This window comes from Corynebacterium frankenforstense, assembly GCF_030211955.1.
Taxonomy (GTDB): domain Bacteria; phylum Actinomycetota; class Actinomycetes; order Mycobacteriales; family Mycobacteriaceae; genus Corynebacterium; species Corynebacterium frankenforstense_A.
On sequence record NZ_JASODI010000020.1, the window covers coordinates 24,742 to 44,291 of the forward strand.

Genomic DNA, 19,550 nt, shown 5'->3' on the forward strand with positions numbered 1-19,550 from the left:
CGAGTTCGAAGTGGCCTGCGCTCACCGCCCACGAGACACGACAAGACACGACGAAGGAGGATGAAGCCCCGTGGAGGATCTCACCTACCGCCTGCCCCAGGTCCGCAGCATCAAGCAGGGCCCGCCCGGACCCGAGACCGAGGAGCTCGCCCGCCGGCGCCGACGCCACGTCCCGCGCGCCGTCGCGCCCACCCTGCCCGGCGCCGTGGTCGACGCCGACGGGGGAGTGCTCGTCGACGCCGACGGCAACTCCTTCATCGACTTGTCCTCCGGGATCGCCGTGACCTCGGCCGGCGCCTCCAACCCGGCCGTCGCCGAGGCCGTCGCGGAGGCCGCCCGCCACTTCACCCACACCTGCTACCTGGTCAGCCCCTACGAGAACTACGTCGAGGTCGCCGAGAGGCTCGGCAAGCTGACGCCGGGCGACCACGAGAAGCGCACCATGCTCTTCAGCACCGGCGCCGAGGCGATCGAGAACGCCGTCAAGATCGCGCGTGCCCACACCGGCCGGCGCGGCGTGGCCGTCCTCGACGGCGGCTTCCACGGGCGCACCAACCTCACCCTGGCGATGACCACCAAGCCGCGGCCCTACAAGAAGGACTTCGGCCCCTTCGCCGGCGACATCCACCGCGCGCCGATGTCCTACCCCGTGCGCGACGGGCTGGTCGGCGAGGACGCCGCCGCGCGCACCATCGCCCACCTTGAGCGCACGACCGAGCCCGGCGAGATCGCCTGCCTGGTCGCCGAGCCCGTCCAGGGCGAGGGCGGCTTCGTGGTGCCGGCCACCGGCTTCCTGCCCGCGCTGGCCGAGTGGTGCCGCGGCCACGGCATCGTCTTCGTCGCCGACGAGATCCAGGCCGGCATCGCGCGCACCGGCACCTGGTTCGCCTCCGAGCACGAGGGCCTGGTGCCCGACCTCGTCTGCTCCGCCAAGGCGCTGGCCAACGGGCTGCCGCTGTCGGCGGTGACCGGGCGCGCCGAGATCATGGACGCCCCTGCCCCCGGGTCGCTGGGTGGCACCTACGGCGGCAACCCCGTCGCCTGCGCCGCCGCCCTGGCCACCCTCGCCGAGATGGAGCGGATGGGCCTTCCCGCCCGCGCCCGCGAGATCGAGACCGTCGCCCGCGAGGAGCTCGACGCCCTCAACGGGCTCGCACGCGTGGCCGAGGTGCGCGGCCGCGGCGCCATGATCGCCGTCGAGCTCGTCGACGCCGCCGGCCGGCCCGACCCGCAGGCCGTCGCCGACGTCGCGGTGCGCTGCGCGCAGGCCGGCGTGCTCGTGCTCACCTGCGGCATCGACGGCAACGTCATCCGGCTTTTGCCCCCGCTGACCGTCCCCGAGGACCTGCTGCGCGACGGGCTGCGCCAGCTGGTGCGCGAGATCGTCGCCCTCGACCGGGCGCGCGCGAGGGCCGCCGCCGTCGCCGGGGTGGGGGCGGCCAGTGCGGCGAGCATCGCCGCCGGGGTGCCGGCGCCGGCCAACCCGCTGACCAACCCGGCGGGCGCGGCCCGCGGCGGCGCAGACCGAGCTGCGGGTGAGGGCGCAGGTGACGCCGGCGGGGAGGCGCGCAACGAGCCCGGTGACGACCTCGTCGACGCCGACCCGGCCACCCGCAGGCTCGCCGCCGCGGCCGAGGCCGTGACCGGCTGCGCCGGCACCGGGGCCACCGGCACCGGGGGAGGTGCCCGATGAGCGCGGAGATCACCACCGGAATCTGGACCGGCACCACCGTAGGCCCGGCCACCGACGGCTCGACCTTCGACGTCCACGACCCGGCCACCGGCGAGATCATCGCCGAGGTCGCGGACGCCACCGTCGACGACGCCCTGGCGGCCCTGGGCGCCGCCCACGAGGCCCAGGACGCCTGGGCCGCCACCACCGCCCGGCACCGCTCCGTCGTCCTCGCCGACCTGGCGCGTGCGGTGAGCGCCCGCAGCGAGGAGCTGGCCCCGGTGCTCTCGCGCGAGATGGGAAAGCCGCTCCGCGAGGCCGCCGCCGAGGTGGCCAACACCGCCGAGTTCTTCCGCTGGTATGCCGGCGAGGCCGAGCGCCTGCCCGGCCGCTACGCCGACTCGCCCGGCGGGCAGGGCCGCATCCTGGTCACCCGCCGCCCCGTCGGACCATGCCTGGCAATCACCCCGTGGAACTTCCCGCTATCGATGGCCGCCCGCAAGATCGCCCCGGCGCTGGCCGCCGGCTGCACCGTGGTGGTCAAGCCCGCCGCGGAGACCCCGCTGGTCATGCTCAAGCTCGGCGAGATCCTCGCCCGCGTCTTCGGCCACCACGAGGTGCCCGACGGAGTCGTCTCCATCGTGCCGACCACCGACGCCGCGGCCCTCTCGTCCGCGCTGATGGGCGACCCGCGCCTGCGCAAGGTCACCTTCACCGGTTCCACCGCCGTCGGGCGCACGCTGGTGCGCCAGTCCGCGGACCTGCTGCTGCGCACCTCGATGGAGCTCGGCGGCAACGCCCCCTTCGTCGTCGCCGCCGACGCCGACCTCGACGCCGCCGTCGACGGGGCGGTGGCCGCCAAGACCCGCAACGCCGGCCAGGTCTGCGTGGCCGCCAACCGATTCATCGTCGTCGCCGACGTCGTCGAGGAGTTCACCGCCCGCCTGGCCGAGCGCTTCGACGCCCTGCCCGTCGGCCCCGGCTCCGAGCCCGGGACCGAGGTCGGCCCGTTGGTGACCCCCGAGGCCGTCGCGCGCGTGTCTTCGCTTGTCGACGCCGCGGTGGCCGCCGGGGCGCGCCAGGTCACCGTCCGCACCCGCGCCGACGTGCCCGGGGAGGGCTACTTCTACCCGCCGACGGTGCTCGCCGACGTGCCCGCCGGCGCCGACGTGCTGAACACCGAGATCTTCGGGCCGGTGGCCACCGTCAGCGTGGCCGGCGATCTCGAGGAGGCCATCGCCGCGGCCAACGACACCGACGCCGGCCTGGCCGCCTACGGCTACTCCGCCTCGGCGGCCGGGGTCGAGGCGCTGGCCGGCCGGCTCAAGGCCGGGATGGTCGCGGTCAACCGCGTCAACATCGCCGACGTCGCCGCGCCCTTCGGCGGGGTGGACCAGTCCGGCTTCGGCCGCGAGGGCGGCACCGAGGGCATCGAGGAGTACCTCGACGCCCGCTACGTCGCCCTGCCCTAGGCCGGGGGAGGGGGCTGCGGCAGACTCGGGCGACCCGGGCTCGCCTGCACCCGCCCACCGCGGCCACCCCGGCGAGACAGACCACAAGAAACCACACGGAAGGCCCCAGACCCATGACCACCACAGCCACCGGCGCCTCGGGCGCCGCGTCCCAGGCCGCGACGGCGACGTCGGGCACCACGCCGGCAGGCGCGACGTCGTCAAGCGAGAGCGCCCAGCGCGGGGTGAGCACCCTGCGCAACCGCCACGTGACGATGATCGCGCTCGGCGGCATCGTCGGCTCGGCGCTGTTCATCGGCTCCGGCAACGTCATCCGCTCGATCGGGCCGGCGGCGATCCTGTCCTACCTGCTCGGCGGGCTGCTGGTGTATCTGGCGATGAAGATGCTCGGCGAGATGGCCGCCGCCAGGCCCTCGGTCGGATCCTTCATGGACTACGCCCGCGACGGGCTCGGGCCCTTCGCCAGCTACCTCGTCGGCTGGCTGTACTGGTACTTCTGGGTCGGCGTGCTCGCCTACGACGCCGTCATCGGCGGCGAGACCCTGCACGGCTGGTTCCCGGCGATACCGGCCTGGGCGGGATCCTTGGCGGTGATCGCGCTGGTCATCGTGGCCAACGCGGTCTCTGTGCGCGGCTTCGGCGAGACCGAGTTCTGGCTGGCCAGCGTCAAGGTCGTCGCCGTCTTCGTCTTCCTGGGCGCCGGCACCCTCTATGTGCTGGGCCTGTGGCCGGGTGCGGGCTTCTCCGTGCCCAACCTGTGGGAGCACGGCGGCTTCGCACCCAACGGCTACACCGTCGCGCTCAGCGGCATGGCCGTGGTCATCTTCGCCTACTTCGGCACCGAGATCGCCGTGATGGCCGCCGCCGAGTCCGAGGACCCGGGTCCGAGCGTGCGGCGGGCGACCAACACCGTCATCTGGCGCATCCTGCTGTTCTTCATCGGCTCGATCACGCTGATCGCGGCGATCGTGCCCTGGAACCAGCTGCCGGACCCCACCGACGTGGCCACCGCCCCCTTCACCTACGTGCTCCACCTGTTCGGCGTGCCCGGCGCCGCGCAGATCATGGGGCTGGTCATCTTCACCGCGGTGCTCTCGGTGCTCAACTCCGGGCTCTACTCGGCCTCGCGGATGCTCTCCGCGATGGGCGCCCAGGGCTTCGCGCCGCCGGTGCTGGCCCGGCGCAACGCCCGCGGGGTGCCGGTGCCGGCGATCTTCGCGTCGATCCTCGGCGCGCTCTTCGCCGTCGGCTTCCGCTTCGTCTTCCCCGAGACCCCGATCTTCGAGTTCATCATGAACAGCTCCGGGCTGGTGGCGCTGGTGGTCTACGCGATGATCGCCTGCACCCACTTCGCCTACCGGCGGCGCATGTCGCGCGAGGAGGTGCGCGCGCTGGAGTTCCGCACGAAGTTCTTCCCGCTGATCAACCTGCTGGTGGTCGTGGGCGTGGCCGTGGTCTTCGTCATCATGATCGCCGACCCCGGCAGCCAGGTGCAGGTGTGGACCAGCCTGGTCGCCATCGCCTTCGCCGTGGCCGCCTGGCCGATCGCGCGCGGCCACGTCCGCCGCCGCGAGGCCGCGCAGGCTGAGGCGGCGGAGGCCGCAGATGCGGCGGCCGTGGAAGAGGCTGAGGCCGCGCAGGCCGAGCCGGCCTGTCCCGCGGGCGGCGAAAAGCCCGCGGCCGGTTAGCCGCGGGCTCGTCGGGGGAGGGGTGCCCGTCCGCGCGGGCGCTCCCGCTAGCTGCGCGAGAAGCGCTTGACCAGCAGCTGCTCCATCTCCTTCCAGCCCTCGGCCCGGTCGGTGAACGGCGGGGTCGGGGTGTAGCCGGAGGTCTCGGAGGAGCCGATCATGTAGGAGATGTAGTCCTGCATGCGCGGGTTGGCCAGGAAGAAGGAGTTGATCGAGTCGTCGCCGGCCCAGTCGGCGGCGTCGGCCATCAGCTCGTAGGCGCGCGCCATCTGGTCGGGGTCCACGGCGTCGACGCCCTTCTCGATGTCCTCGGCGATGCCCGCGAAGGAGTACGAGTTGTCCGCGTGCACCTCCACCTCGAGCTCACCGGCGTTGGCCAGGGTGACAAGGTCCTCCCAGGTGGAGAAGCGCTCGAGGTCGTGGCTGTGGTCGCCGATCATCCAGCGCACCAGCGTCTTGGAGTTGTTGAAGGTGAAGATCTCGCCGTAGCGGCCCAGGAAGACCGGGGCACCCTCGAAGTAGGTGCGCAGCGTGTACAGCGTCGAGCCATCGATGGTCACGCGCACCGGGTCGATGCCGGCGGCGGCCCATGGCGAGGAGTCGTACGGGTCGGCGGCGGCCTCCTTCTCCTTGCGCTCGGCCTCGGCTTCCTCGCGGGCGGCGGCCGCGGCGGCCACGGCGGCGTCGATGCGCGCGCGGGCGTCGTCGACGGCGGATTCGTCGAAGTCGGGGGTGCTCACCTGCTCGTCGAGGGCGGTGACGACCTTCTTCCAGTTGGTGAGCACGACGCGGCCCAGGCCGGTCCACTCGTCCATGCCCGGCTCGCCGGAGTAGTGCTCGGGGCCGCGCTCGAGGTTGTTGAGGATCGAGTGCGAGGCGAAGAAGACCACGGCGTCCTCGGCCGAGGTGACCGTCGCCAGGCTGCGGGCCATGCGCACCGCGGCGGCGACCTTGGTGACGTTCTCGTAGGAGGGGCGCTCGACCAGGTGGGCCGGGGCGCCGATGATGTCGTAGCTCTCCTTGTCGCGGGGGACCACGCGGTCCTCGCCGCGGGCGGCGAAGCTCTCCCACTTCGGGTGGGCCTTGAGGTCGTGGTCCGCGCCGGACTCGAGGAACACGAGCATCTCGGCGGGCGTGTCGAAGACGAACACGGAGGTGTCGTCGCCGAGGAAGGCCTGCCACTCCGAGCCGTGCTCCCGCCACTGGGGCGCCCACAGGGTGTAGTAGTCACCGCCGGTCAGCGAGATTTTCACCGGCGTGATGGCTGTCGAGCTACTCATGGGCGCACAGTCTACCCCGTGGACCACCCGTCACCCGCCGCTCGGTCAGCCCGTCGGACGGTAGAAGCCCTTGAAGGTCATGCCCATGTTGGAGGTGCGCACCGGGTTGGTCTGCACCGGGTCGCCGGCCTCGATCATCTGCCCGTCGCCGGCGTACATGGCCACGTGCCCGTCCCAGACGGCGAGATCCCCCGGCTGCAGCTCCTCGGCGCTGACGGCCCGGCCCACCGCCTGCTCCTCGGCGGTGCGCGGGATCTCCACCCCGGCCTGCCGGTAGGCCCACTGGGTCAGCCCCGAGCAGTCGAAGCCGCCCGGCTGCGTGCCGCCCCAGACATACGGCGTGCCCAGCTGCGTGCGTGCGGCGGCCACGGCCGCCTCGCCCTGGGCGGAGCCGCTTTCCGACGACTCGCCGCCCGCCGCGGCGGCCACCGCGTCGGCGTCGTGGGGCTCACCGTCGCCTGCGGCGCCGGCTGCCGCCCCGGGTGCGTCGGGTCCGCCCGCGCCGCCCGGAGTCGCGGCGCCCGCGTCGGCGGGCGCCGCGTCGAGGCCCGTGGGCCTGGTGAAGGCGCCCTCGGGGACGGCCTCGGAGGCCTCGGCGGCCCGGCCGGCGACCTGCTCCAGGCGGGCGGCCAGCGGGGCGAGTTCGGCGGCGAGGCGCTCAAGGCGCTCCTCGGCGCGCAGGCGGGCGTCGGTGAGAATGCCGATGGCCTCAGCCATCGCGGCCGGTGCCACCGGGTTGCCGGGCATCGCCATGGGCAGGGCGGTGCGGATGAGCCGGTCGAGGGTCTCGGCGACCAGCGCGGTCAGGTCGTGGCGCGCGCCGTCGGCCAGCGCGGCGGCCTCGGCCGCCACCCCGGTCAGCTCCCCGCGCTCCTGCTCGAGGACCGCGCCGGCACGCAGGTAGGGCTCGGGGTCCCCGCCGAGCAGCGGGCCGAGTGCCCCGGCCGCGGCGAGGTCGGGAAGCTCGGGGGTCTCCACGCCCGGAAGCCCGGGCGGGCGGGCGGCGGCCAGCGGGGCGATGGCGGAGGCGAGGTCGATCATCGCGCCTCACCGCCGCCCGCGCCGAGCCGGTCGTGGGGCAGGGCGGCGCCCAGCGCGGCGTCGTCAGTCTCTATGGCCTCTACGGCGCGCAGGCTGTCGGCGGCGAGCCTGCCGGCGCGCTCGGCCAGGCGCTCGCCGGCCTCGCCGAGGGTGTTCACCGCCTGTTCCAGGGCGCGGCGGTAGACCGCGTAGACGGGGGTCGCGGGCAGCACCGGCGGCAGCGGGCGGGTGGCGCGCGCTCCAGCTGCGAGGTCGGCGGCCAGCACGCGGGCGTATTCGGTGTCCAGGTCGAGGGTGTGTGGCGGGGACGTGAGTTTCTCCATACTCTCTTTGACCGGCCCGCACCCCTCGGCGGTTCCGTGGAGAACCTAGGATTGTGCCCATGGACATCACCGTGGTCGATCATCCCCTGGCCGCCTCGCGGCTGACCCTCATGCGCGACGCGCGCAGCGACAACGCCGCCTTCCGGGCCGCCCTCGCGGACCTGGGCGCGATGCTGATCTACGAGGCCTCCCGCGACCTCGAGGTCGAGCACTTCGACACCGTCACCCCCGTGGCCACCGCGGAGGGCACCCGCCTGAAGGAGCCGCCGATCGTGGTGCCGGTCATCCGTGCCGGACTCGGCATGATCGACCCGGCGCTCTCCATGATCCCGGACGCCCAGGTCGGCTTCATCGGCCTGGCCCGCGACGAGGAGACCCACGAGCCCGTGCCGTACCTCGAGGCGCTGCCCGAGGACCTCTCGGGCCGGCCCGTCTTCGTCGTCGACCCGATGCTGGCCACCGGCGGCTCTCTGCTGCACGCCATCCACCTGCTGGTCGCCCACGGCGCCACCGACATCACCGCCGTGTGCATGGTCTCCGCCGAGCCGGGGGTCAAGGCCCTCTCCGAGTCCGGGCTGCCGGTGCGCCTGATCACCGCCGCGATCGACCCCTCGCTCAACGAGGACGCCTACATCGTGCCGGGCCTCGGCGACGCCGGCGACCGCCTCTACGGCCCGCGGAACATGGACCTGGACCACATGTGATCCGCCACGCTGGGTGCGCCCCCGCGTGCACCGTCTCCCAATCGGCTCCGTGACCACCATGGTTGGCGGACAATGCTCGCCGCGGTGGGCAGAGTTGGAGCCATGGAGAAAACTTCGGAGCCTCATTGGCGTAGCTTCGCGCTTGCCCTGGGCACCCGGGTCCGCCGGCTGCGCGTGATGCGCGGGCTGACCCAGCAGGAGCTCGCCGAGGCCTCGGGGCTTTCGCGCAACACCATCAGCATGTGGGAGCGCAACGAGACCAACCGCAAGGGCGCGACCGACCCGACGCTGTCGAACGTCTACGCCGTCGCCCGCGCCCTGGACGTGCCGCCGGCCGTCCTCCTCCCCGACGCCACGCACACCCCGGGGCCGCGCTCCACCGACGCCGGCGTGCTCGACATCGACATGCGCTGGCCGGCGGCCGAGGGCGACACCCTGACCTTCCGCGAGCGCGAGCTCCTCGGCGTCCACCAGGCGCGCGAGACGCGCGAGTCCCGGAAGGACCCGGGCAAGAGGCCGGGCACCCGCGGCGGGCGCGGGCTCAACCGCCCCGGACGCTTCCCGCGCCCCGGCGGCCGCGGGGTGCCGGGCATGGACGGGCCCGGTAATGGACGGTCGGGCAAGGACCGTTCGGGTGAGAGTTGGCCGGGCGAGGGCGGGTCGGGCGGGGACGGACCCGGCGCGGACGAGTGAGCCGACGAGTCAGCGGAACCCGCACCGTAACGGCCCGGGCCGAAGTCGCCGGGTACTAAGATCGGGGGAGTATTTGTGCCCGGTCCCCGGGCAGCCGCAACCCCGGCCCGCGGAGAGTAGGAAGGCAGCGCGACGCACGTGCGCATCATCGACTCAGTGGACTCCTGGCTGCGTGAACACCACGACGAGGTGGTCTCCTGGCGCCGGCACCTCCACGCCCACCCCGAGCTCTCCCACATGGAGGAGGACACGACCCAGTTCCTGGTCGACCGCCTCGAGGAGCACGGGCTGGAGCCGAGGCGGTTCCCCGGCACCGGCCTGATGGTCGACATCGGGCCCGCCGAGGGGGAGCGCCTGGCGTTCCGCGCCGACATCGACGCCCTGCCGATCACTGAGCGCACGGGCCTTCCCTTCGCCTCGGAGGACACCGGGGTCTGCCACGCCTGCGGCCACGACGCCCACACCACGATCGCGCTGGCCCTGGCCTGCGCCCTGGCAGACTGCGCCGACCAGCTGCGCACCGGGGTGCGCGTGATCTTCCAGCCGGCCGAGGAGGTCCTCGACGGTGGCGCGCCGGAGGTCATCGGCTTCGGCGCGCTCGACCGGGTCGCGGCCATCTACGCCGTGCACGCCGAGCCGAAGCTCAAGGTCGGCCGCGTGGGCCTGCGCACCGGGGCGATCACCTCGGCGACCGACCTCGTCGACATCAAGGTCACCGGCCCGGGCGGGCACACCTCCAGGCCCCACATGGCCGGCGACGTCGTCTACGCCCTCGGCCGCCTGGTCACCGACCTGCCCGGCCTGCTCTCCCGGCGCATCGACCCGCGCACCGGCACCGTGCTCGTCTTCGGCACCGTCAACGCCGGCTACGCGCCCAACGCGATCCCGCGCCAGGGCAACGTCACCGGCACGCTGCGCACCGCGGACATGGGCGTCTGGCGCGAGATCGAGAGCCAGTTCACGGAGATGGTCCACCAGGTCGTCGCCCCGACCGGCTGCGAGGCCCACGTCCACTACACCCGCGGGGTGCCGCCGGTGCTCAACGACGACGTGGCGACCTCGATGCTCGCCGAGGCCGTGACCTCCCTGGACCCGCACGCGGTGGTCCAGGCCCCGCAGTCCAGCGGCGGCGAGGACTTCTCCTGGTACCTCGAGCACGTGCCCGGCTCCATGGCGCGCCTGGGCTGCTGGTCCGGCGAGGGCCGCATGCAGGACCTCCACCAGGACGACCTGGTCGTCGACGAGCGCGCCCTGGCCGTGGGCGTGCGCCTCTTCGCCGCCACCGTGGACCGCTACCACCGCTCCGAGCCGCCGGCGACGGCCGGCTCCGAGGCCTCCGAGTAACCCCGCCGGCCCGCCGCCGCCCGCGGTGCCGCAGCCGCGCCAGCCCGCTGCCGCCCGCGGTGCAGGGGTGGGGGCACACCCCCGGAGTTCCGTATTTCGAATGCCCCCAGCCCGGCGGTTGGCGGGGGCCTCCGTTAAGCTTGGGCGCGTACTGCCATCACTGTGAAGCACGCCGGGCACGCGCACAATTGTGTCGTGCCCCAAACGGTATGTCTGAAACCACTGCGGAGGAGAACCCGTTGTCCAAGCGCATCGTCATCATCGGCGGAGGACCGGCCGGCTACGAGGCGGCCCTCGCCGGCGCCAAGTACGGCGCCGATATCACCCTCATCGAGGATCGCGGCATGGGCGGCTCGGCCGTGGTGCTCGACTGCGTGCCCTCCAAGTCCTTCATCGCGGGCGCGAACATCCTCACCGACCTGCGGCGCGCGGAAGACATGGGCCTCAGCCAGAAAGCGGCGGAGGCCCCTTTCCATGTCGACGCCCTGAACAACCGTGTGCGCCGGCTCGCCCGCAAGCAGTCGGCCGACATCTACTCCCAGATGCGCCGCGCCGGCGTGACCGTCATCGACGGCCACGCGAAGTTCGAGTCGCGCACCGGGAAGCTGGCCACGCACTTCGTGCGCGTGGAGCACGCCGACGGCGCGGAGAAGACCTTCGAGTGTGACCTGGTGCTGGTGGCCACCGGCGCTCACCCGCGCATCCTGCCCGGCGCCCAGCCGGACGGCGAGCGCGTGCTGACCTGGCGTGACGTCTACAACCTCAAGGACCTTCCCGAGCACCTGATCGTCGTCGGCTCTGGCGTCACCGGCGCGGAGTTCGTCTCCGCCTTCGCCGAGCTCGGCGTGAAGGTGACCATGGTCGCCTCCCGCGACCGCATCCTGCCGCACGACGACGCCGACGCCGCCGACGTCCTGGAGACCGTCCTGTCCGAGCGCAACGTCCACCTGGTCAAGCACGCCCGCGTCGAGTCCGCCGAGAACACCGGCGACGGCGTCATCGTGCGCACCACCGACGGCCGCGAGATCGAGGGCTCGCATGCCCTGATGACCGTCGGCTCCATCCCGAACACCGACGGCATGGGCCTGGAGGGTGTCGGCGTGCAGCTGACCAAGTCCGGCCACATCCACGTCGACCGCGTCTCGCGCACCAACGTACCGGGCATCTACGCCGCCGGCGACTGCACCGACCTCTTCCCGCTGGCCTCCGTGGCCGCCATGCAGGGCCGTATCGCCATGTACCACGCCCTCGGCGAGGGGGTTACCCCGATGCGCATGAAGACGGTGGCCAACGCCGTGTTCACCCGCCCCGAGATCGCCGCCGTGGGTGTCACCCAGGCCCAGGTCGAGTCCGGCGAGATCTCCGCGCGCACCATCACCCTGCCGCTGCAGACCAACCCGCGCGCGAAGATGCGCTCGCTGCGCCACGGCTTCGTCAAGCTGTTCTGCCGCCGCCACTCCGGCATCGTCATCGGCGGCGTGATCGTCGCCCCGACGGCCTCCGAGCTGATCCTGCCGGTCGCCCTCGCCGTGAGCAAGAACCTCACCGTCGCCGACCTCTCCGAGACCTTCTCGGTCTACCCGTCGCTGTCGGGCTCGATCACCGAGGCCGCCCGCCGCCTCGTCGCCCACGACGACCTGGACTAGCCTCCCGGCACCTTAGCGCCGATCCCGCCTTCCCCGGCGGGGTCGGCGTTTCCGCGTCTCCGGGGAGATTGACGACGTCCCGGTGGCGCCCGTGCGAGGTCACGTTACCCCCCGGTCGCGGGCGCTTCGCGCCCGCGCGCGCCGGACGCCGCAGGTGGGCGCGCACGGGGGAGATGTGCGACGTCGGTAATCGAAGAAAACTATCCCGCTAAAAGTGAGAGGCGACACAACAGATGCTTTAGGGTGGGCAGCACCACACCATGCCGTGCGGGGCCGGACCGGCCGCGCACCGCCCGACACGAAGCGAGGAGTCGCCACGCAATGATCGAGCACACCGTCCGCTCCCACCGCTCCGCGGAGGACTTCCCCTACGAGGAGCACCTGGCCCACAAGATCGCGCGCGTCGCCGCCGACCCGGTCGAGGTGCCCGCCGAGACGGCCGAGATGATCGTCAACCGCATCATCGACAACGCCGCCGTCAGCGCCGCCTCCGTGCTGCGCCGCCCGGTCACCGTCGCCCGCCGCCAGGCCGAGGGGCACCCCGTGGCCGAGCGCGGCGCCGCCGTCTTCGGCGTACCCGGGCGCTTCTCCGCCGAGTGGGCCGCCCTGGCCAACGGCACCGCGGTGCGCGAGCTCGACTTCCACGACACCTTCCTGGCCGCCGAGTACTCCCACCCCGGCGACAACATCCCGCCGATCGTGGCCGTCGCCCAGCACTCCGGCGCCAGCGGGCGCGACCTGATCCGCGGCATCGCCACCGGCTACGAGATCCAGGTCGACCTCGTGCGCGGCATCTGCCTGCACGAGCACAAGATCGACCACGTCGCCCACCTCGGCCCCTCGGTCGCCGCCGGCCTGGGCGCCCTACTGCACCTGGACGTCGACACCATCTACCAGGCCATCGGCCAGGCGCTGCACACCACCACCGCCACCCGCCAGTCCCGCAAGGGCCTGATCTCCTCCTGGAAGGCCTTCGCCCCGGCCTTCGCCGGCAAGATGGCCGTCGAGGCCACCGACCGCGCGATGCGCGGCGAGGGCGCGCCCGCCCCGATCTGGGAGGGCGAGGACGGCGTGATCGCCTGGCTGCTCTCCGGCCCGGACGCCGAGTACACCGTCCCGCTCCCCGCCGAGGGCGAGGAGAAGCGCGCCGTCCTGGACACCTTCACCAAGGAGCACTCCGCCGAGTACCAGTCCCAGGCGCCCATCGACCTGGCCCGGCGCATGCGCGAACGCGTCCTCGACGCCACCGGCGGCGACCTGGCCAAGGTCGAGTCCATCGTGCTGCACACCAGCCACCACACCCACTACGTCATCGGCACCGGCTCCAACGACCCGCAGAAGTTCGACCCGGACGCCTCGCGCGAGACCCTCGACCACTCGATCATGTACATCTTCGCCGTCGCCCTCGAGGACGGCGACTGGCACCACGAGCGCTCCTACGCCCCCGAGCGCGCCCACCGCCCGGGGACCGTCGAGCTGTGGCGCAAGATCTCCACCGTCGAGGACCCGGAGTGGACCCGCCGCTACCACTCGACCGACCCGGCGGAGAAGGCCTTCGGCGCCCGTGCCGTGGTGACGCTTGCCGGCGGCACCGTCATCGAGGACGAGCTGGCCCTGGCCGACGCCCACCCGGGCGGCAACCGGCCCTTCGCCCGCGGGCAGTACATCGCCAAGTTCCGCACCCTGGCCGAGGGCGTGGTCGACGACACCGAGCAGGACCGCTTCCTCGAGGCGGCCCAGGCCCTGCCCGAGCTCGACGACCTCGGCGAGCTCAACATCGAGCTGAGCGCCGAGAAGCTCGCCGAGGCCCCCGAGACCCCGGAGGGGCTGTTCTGATGGCCGGCCTCTACTCCTCGCAGATCACCCCCACCGAGCGGCGCCGCCGCCTGCGTGCGGCGCTGTCCGGGCCGTCGATCGCCCGGCTGCCCGGCGCGTTCTCCCCGCTGGTCGCCCGCGCGATCGGGGAGGCCGGCTTCGAGGGCGTCTACGTCTCCGGCGCCGTCGTCGCCGCCGACCTGGCCCTGCCGGACATCGGCCTGACCACGCTCACCGAGGTCGCCGCCCGCTCCCACCAGATCGCCCGGGCCACCGACCTGCCCGTGCTCGTCGACGTCGACACCGGCTTCGGCGAGCCGATGTCCGCCGCGCGCACCGTCTCCGAGCTCGAGGACGCCGGCGTGGCCGGCTGCCACTTCGAGGACCAGGTCAACCCCAAGCGCTGCGGCCACCTCGACGGCAAGGAGGTCGTGCCCGCCGACCTGATGGTCCGCCGGCTCTCGGCGGCCGTGCGCGAGCGCCGCGACAGCGAGTTCGTCATCTGCGCGCGCACCGACGCCGCCGGGGTGGAGGGCATCGACTCCGCCATCGAGCGCGCGAAGGCCTACCGCGACGCCGGCGCCGACCTGATCTTCACCGAGGCGCTGCACACCGAGGACGAGTTCGCCCGCTTCCGCGAGGCTGTGCCGGACGTGCCGCTGCTGGCCAACATGACCGAGCTCGGCAAGACCGAGCTGCTGCCCGCCGGCCGCCTCGAGGAGCTCGGCTACGACGCCGTGATCTACCCGGTGACCACGCTGCGCATCGCCATGGGGCAGGTCGAAAAGGCCCTCGGCGAGATCGCGGAGAGCGGCACGCAGACCGGCTGGGTCGACCGCATGCAGCACCGCGCCCGGCTCTACGAGCTGCTGCGCTACGCCGAGTACAACGACTTCGACCAGTCGGTGTCCGCCTACTCCCGCGAGAACTACGACCCGAGCAACTGACAGGACCGTAAGCAACCGCAAGGAACCACATCCGCCCGGCCTCACCGGCCGGTCACCCCGGCCGCCCGGCCGGCGGAACACGAGAGGAACCACGACCATGACCGAGCAGAACGAGCAGAAGATCTACAAGGGCCTGGCCGGCGTGCTGGCCGACTACACCGCCGTCTCCAAGGTGATGCCCGAGACGAACTCCCTGACCTACCGCGGCTACCCCGTCCAGGACCTCGTGGAGAACTGCTCCTACGAGGAGGTCACCTACCTGCTGTGGAACGGGGAGCTGCCCACCGCCGAGCAGCTCGCCGAGCACAACGCCGCCGGGCGCTCTTACCGCGAGCTCGACCCGGGCCTGGTCGCCGCCGTGCACTCCCTGCCGGAGACCTGCCACCCGATGGACGTCGTGCGCACCGCCGTGAGCTACCTGGGCACCAAGGACCCGGAGCTGTTCACCCCGGACTCCGACCACATCCGCCTGGTCGGCCACCACCTGCAGGCCCAGCTGCCCATGGCCATCGCCCTGGACATCCGCCGCCGCGCCGGCAAGGGCGTGATCGCCCCGGACCCGGACAAGGGCGTGGCTGAGAACTTCCTGACCATGGTCTTCGGCACCGAGGAGGGCTCGCCGGCGACGAACCCGGAGGACATCCGCGCCTTCGAGCAGTCCCTGATCCTCTACGCCGAGCACTCCTTCAACGCCTCGACCTTCACCGCGCGCGTGATCACCTCCACGCGCTCGGACACCTACTCCGCGATCACCGGCGCCGTCGGCGCGCTCAAGGGCCCGCTGCACGGCGGCGCCAACGAGTTCGTCATGCACGCCATGGCGGAGATCGACGACCCGGCCAAGGCCGCCGACTGGGTCAACGCCCGCCTGGACGCCAAGGACCTGATCATGGGCTTCGGCCACCGCGTCTACAAGCGCGGCGACTCGCGCGTGCCCAGCATGGAGAAGGCCTTCCGCGAGCTGGCCCGCCGTCACGACCAGGAGAAGTGGGTCGAGATGTACGAGAACATGCAGGAGGCCATGGACGCGCGCACCGGCATCAAGCCCAACCTGGACTTCCCGGCCGGCCCCGCGTACCACATCCTGGGCTTCCCCACGGACTTCTTCACCCCGATCTTCGTGGTCGCCCGCCTGGCCGGCTGGACCGCGCACATCGTCGAGCAGTTCGAGAACAACTCGCTGATCCGCCCGCTGTCCGCCTACAACGGCCCCGAGCAGCGTGCCGTCGCGGACGCGAAGCGCTGATTCATTCACCCCGTGATTTCCGACGCCCGTGGTGCGCGCACCACGGGCGACGTCGTGTGAGGGGTGGCCGTTTCCGGCCTTTCAGAGTGTTTGATTACACTTTTGGGAGTACGCGTATTCACGCGCACAATCTGCAGGCGCGCGGTCGGGCCCTGCGCGCCGGGCTCACGGAGAAAGGACCGATGCCCCGTGGTATCCGAAAACACCCCCAGTTTTGAGAAGATCCTCGTGGCCAACCGCGGGGAGATCGCCGTCCGCGCGTTCCGCGCGGCCTACGAGGTCGGCGCCTCGACGGTGGCGGTCTACCCGGCGGAGGACCGCAACTCCTTCCACCGCTCCTTCGCCAACGAGGCCGTGCGCATCGGGCGCGACGACTCGCCGGTCAAGGCTTACCTGAACATCAAGGAGATCATCCGCGCCGCCAAGAAGACCGGCGCCGACGCGATCTACCCCGGCTACGGCTTCCTCTCCGAGAACGCCGCACTGGCGCGCGCGTGCGCGGACAACGGCATCACCTTCATCGGCCCGCCGCCGGAGGTCCTGGACCTGACCGGCGACAAGGCCGCCGCCGTCGAGGCCGCCGCCGAGGCCGGCCTGCCGATCCTGGACGACTCGCCGGCCTCCGACGACATCGACACCATCGTCGAGTACGCCGAGGGCCGCGAGTACCCGCTGTTCGTCAAGGCCGTCGCCGGCGGCGGCGGGCGCGGCATGCGCTTCGTCGAGAGCCCCGACAAGCTGCGCGAGCTGGCCGCGGAGGCCTCCCGCGAGGCGGCCGCCGCCTTCGGCTCCGGCGAGGTCTACGTCGAGCGCGCCGTGATCGACCCGCAGCACATCGAGGTCCAGATCCTCGGCGACACCGCCGGTAACGTCATCCACCTCTACGAGCGCGACTGCTCCCTGCAGCGGCGCCACCAGAAGGTCGTCGAGATCGCCCCGGGCCAGCACCTCGACCCGGAGCTGCGCGAGCAGATCTGCGCCGACGCGGTGCGCTTCTGCGAGCACATCGGCTACCAGGGTGCGGGCACCGTCGAGTTCCTCGTCGACCGCGAGGGCCGCCACGTCTTCATCGAGATGAACCCGCGCATCCAGGTCGAGCACACCGTGACCGAGGAGGTCACCCAGGTCGACCTGGTCAAGTCGCAGATGCAGATCGCCGCCGGTGCCACCCTCGAGGACCTGGGCCTGCGCCAGGAGAACATCCACACCTCGGGCGCGGCCCTGCAGTGCCGCATCACCACCGAGGACCCGAACAACGGCTTCCGGCCCGACACCGGCACCATCACCTCCTACCGCTCGCCGGGCGGCGCCGGCGTGCGCCTCGACGGCGCGGCCCAGCTCGGCGGCGAGATCACCCCGAACTTCGACTCCATGCTGGTCAAGATGACCTGCCGCGGGCCGAACTTCGCCACCGCCGTCGCCCGTGCCCAGCGTGCGCTCGCCGAGTTCGACGTCTCCGGTGTGACCACCAACATCGGCTTTTTGCGCGCCCTGCTGCACGAGGACGACTTCCAGCACAACCGGATCTCGACCTCCTTCATCGCCGACCACTCCTGGCTGCTGCAGGCCCCGCCGGTCGACGATGAGCCCAGCCGCATCCTCGAGTACCTCGCCGAGGTCACCGTCAACCGCCCGCACGGCGAGCCCTTCGAGGCCGTGCGCCCGCGGCTGAAGCTGCCCGAGCTCGACGAGTCCGCCCCGCTGCCGCGCGGCTCGCGCGACGAGCTGCTGCAGTACGGCCCGGAGGAGTTCGCCCGCCGGCTGCGCAAGTCGGACGCGTTGAAGCTGACCGACACCACCTTCCGCGACGCCCACCAGTCGCTTTTGGCCACCCGCGTGCGCGGCGAGGCACTCATCCCGGCCGCCCGTGCCGTCTCCCGGATGACGCCGAACCTGTTCAGCGTCGAGGCCTGGGGCGGGGCGGCCTACGACGTGGCCATGCGCTTCCTGCACGAGGATCCGTGGGTGCGCCTGGACGACCTGCGCCAGGCGATGCCCAACGTCAACATCCAGATGCTGCTGCGCGGGCGTAACACCGTCGGCTACACCCCGTACCCGGACGAGGTCTGCAAGGCCTTCGTCCAGGAGGCCGCCGACAGCGGCGTGGACGTCTTCCGCATCTTCGACGCGCTCAACGACATCTCGCAGATGCGCCCGGCCATCGACGCCGTCCTCGAGACGGGCACCACGGTCGCCGAGGTCGCCATGGCCTACTCCGGCGACCTGACCGACCCGAACGAGGACCTCTACACGCTGGACTACTACCTGCGCCTGGCCGAGCAGATCGTCAACTCCGGCGCGCACATCCTGGCCATCAAGGACATGGCCGGCCTGATGCGGCCGGCCGCGGCCAAGAAGCTGGTCAAGGCCCTGCGCCACGAGTTCGACCTGCCGGTGCACGTGCACACCCACGACACCGCCGGCGGCTCGCTGGCGACCTACCTGGCCGCCGCCGAGGCCGGCGCGGACGCCGTGGACGCCGCCAGCGCCCCGATGTCGGGCACCACCTCGCAGCCCTCGCTGTCCGCGGTGGTGGCCGCCTTCGCCAACACCTGGCGCGACACCGGCGTGGACCTGCAGGCCGTCTGCGACCTGGAGCCCTACTGGGAGGCCGTGCGCGCCCTGTACAAGCCCTTCGAGGCCGGCGTGCCCGGCCCGACCGGGCGCGTCTACCACCACGAGATCCCGGGCGGGCAGCTGTCCAACCTGCGCGCGCAGGCCACGGCCCTGGGCCTGGCCGACCGCTTCGAGCTCATCGAGGACACCTACGCCGACGTCAACGAGCTGCTGGGGCGCCCGACCAAGGTCACCCCGTCCTCGAAGGTCGTCGGTGACCTGGCGCTCGCCCTGGTGGGCAGCGGCGTGACCGTCGCCGAGTTCGCCGAGGACCCGAAGGCCCACGACATCCCGGACTCGGTCATCGCGTTCCTGCGCGGCGAGCTGGGCACCCCGCCCGGCGGCTGGCCCGAGGAGCTGCGCGAGAAGGCCCTGGCCGGACGCAAGGAGAGCCCGGACCCGCTCAAGGACCTCGAGCCGGAGGACTCCGAGGCCCTGCACTCCAAGGACCGCGCCACGCGCCGCAAGACGCTGGACCGCCTGCTCTTCCCGAAGCCCGCGAAGGACTTCGCCGAGCACCGCCAGCGCTACGGCGACGTCTCGCGCCTGGAGGACCGCGAGTTCTTCTACGGTCTGGAGGAGGGCGTCGAGCGCGTCATCCAGATTCCGGATTCCTCGCGGCGCATGACCGTGCGTCTCGACGCCGTCGGCGAGCCCGACGCGAAGGCCATGCGCTCGGTGGTCTGCACCGTCAACGGCCAGGTCCGCCCGCTGCGCGTGCGCGACCACTCGGTCGAGTCGGTGACCTCCTCGGTGGAGAAGGCCGACCCGTCCGTCGAGGGCCAGGTGCCCGCGCCGTTCGCCGGCGTGGTCACGGTGACCGTCGAGCAGGGCGAGGAGGTCAAGGCCGGCGACCAGGTCGCCGTGATCGAGGCGATGAAGATGGAGGCCTCCATCTCCGCCACCGTCGACGGCACCGTCGAGCGCGTGGTGATCAAGCAGGCCACCAAGGTCGAGGGCGGTGACCTGATCGTCGAGATCGCCTGACGGCGCCGGGCGCCCGGCGGCCCGGTCCGGCCGCTGAGGCGTACGGCCCGGACAGAGACGCCGCCCGGCGGGGATG

At 72.4% G+C, this 19,550-nt stretch carries 13 protein-coding genes and 1 pseudogene; 11 read left to right on the forward strand and 3 right to left on the reverse strand.

The features are described 5' to 3' along the window. Positions 1–70: 70 nt before the first annotated feature. The 3 genes and pseudogenes from gabT to QP119_RS09795 form a co-directional block, all read left to right on the forward strand. Positions 71–1,408, forward strand: a pseudogene (gene gabT, locus QP119_RS09785) (4-aminobutyrate--2-oxoglutarate transaminase); the annotation flags it as partial. 281 nt (positions 1,409–1,689) lie between these two features. Next, positions 1,690–3,144: an aldehyde dehydrogenase family protein gene (locus QP119_RS09790; protein WP_284775739.1), complete on the forward strand. Its 1,455-nt coding sequence runs from the start codon at positions 1,690–1,692 to the stop codon at positions 3,142–3,144. 113 nt (positions 3,145–3,257) lie between these two features. After that, on the forward strand, positions 3,258–4,832 hold the full coding sequence (locus QP119_RS09795; RefSeq protein ID WP_284775741.1) for an amino acid permease: 1,575 nt from the start codon (positions 3,258–3,260) through the stop codon (positions 4,830–4,832). 47 nt (positions 4,833–4,879) lie between these two features. On the opposite strand, the gene QP119_RS09800 is transcribed toward QP119_RS09795, so the two are convergent. Genes QP119_RS09800 through QP119_RS09810 form a run of 3 tightly spaced genes read right to left on the reverse strand, consistent with a single transcriptional unit; the run spans position 4,880 to position 7,476 of the window. Then, the gene (locus QP119_RS09800; RefSeq protein WP_284775743.1) at positions 4,880–6,112 is read right to left on the reverse strand and encodes a hypothetical protein; all 1,233 of its coding nucleotides are present in this window, start codon (positions 6,110–6,112) and stop codon (positions 4,880–4,882) included. A 45-nt stretch (positions 6,113–6,157) separates the two neighbouring features. Further along, entirely contained in the window at positions 6,158–7,153 is a 996-nt protein-coding gene (locus QP119_RS09805; protein ID WP_284775745.1) for a C40 family peptidase, read from the reverse strand. Next, positions 7,150–7,476, reverse strand: coding sequence for a hypothetical protein (locus tag QP119_RS09810; protein ID WP_284775746.1), 327 nt, complete (start codon positions 7,474–7,476; stop codon positions 7,150–7,152). The genes QP119_RS09805 and QP119_RS09810 overlap by 4 nt, the downstream gene beginning before the upstream one ends. 59 nt (positions 7,477–7,535) lie before the next feature. Between QP119_RS09810 and upp the strand changes: the two genes are divergently transcribed. The 8 genes from upp to QP119_RS09850 all read left to right on the forward strand — a co-directional run bounded on the left by upp (position 7,536) and on the right by QP119_RS09850 (position 19,474). Further along, complete coding sequence (gene upp, locus QP119_RS09815) at positions 7,536–8,180, forward strand: uracil phosphoribosyltransferase (protein ID WP_284775748.1); 645 nt, start codon at positions 7,536–7,538, stop codon at positions 8,178–8,180. Between the two features lie 102 nt (positions 8,181–8,282). Next, positions 8,283–8,873 (forward strand): helix-turn-helix domain-containing protein, encoded by a 591-nt coding sequence (locus tag QP119_RS09820; RefSeq protein ID WP_284775749.1) that lies wholly within the window; start codon positions 8,283–8,285, stop codon positions 8,871–8,873. 138 nt (positions 8,874–9,011) lie between these two features. Next, positions 9,012–10,217, forward strand: coding sequence for an amidohydrolase (locus QP119_RS09825; protein WP_284775751.1), 1,206 nt, complete (start codon positions 9,012–9,014; stop codon positions 10,215–10,217). Positions 10,218–10,426: 209 nt separating this feature from the next. Further along, positions 10,427–11,863, forward strand: a complete 1,437-nt coding sequence (locus QP119_RS09830) for an NAD(P)H-quinone dehydrogenase (protein WP_284775752.1) — start codon at positions 10,427–10,429, stop codon at positions 11,861–11,863. A gap of 321 nt (positions 11,864–12,184) precedes the next feature. Beyond that, complete coding sequence (prpD, locus tag QP119_RS09835; protein ID WP_284775754.1) at positions 12,185–13,699, forward strand: 2-methylcitrate dehydratase PrpD; 1,515 nt, start codon at positions 12,185–12,187, stop codon at positions 13,697–13,699. Continuing rightward, entirely contained in the window at positions 13,699–14,625 is a 927-nt protein-coding gene (gene prpB / locus QP119_RS09840) for a methylisocitrate lyase (RefSeq protein WP_284775758.1), read from the forward strand. The genes prpD and prpB overlap by 1 nt, the downstream gene beginning before the upstream one ends. A gap of 97 nt (positions 14,626–14,722) precedes the next feature. After that, positions 14,723–15,871 carry a bifunctional 2-methylcitrate synthase/citrate synthase gene (locus QP119_RS09845; protein WP_284775760.1) on the forward strand — a complete coding sequence of 383 codons (1,149 nt, stop codon included), beginning with the start codon at positions 14,723–14,725 and terminating at the stop codon, positions 15,869–15,871. A 189-nt stretch (positions 15,872–16,060) separates the two neighbouring features. Further along, the gene (locus QP119_RS09850; protein WP_284775762.1) at positions 16,061–19,474 is read left to right on the forward strand and encodes a pyruvate carboxylase; all 3,414 of its coding nucleotides are present in this window, start codon (positions 16,061–16,063) and stop codon (positions 19,472–19,474) included. Positions 19,475–19,550 lie beyond the last annotated feature (76 nt).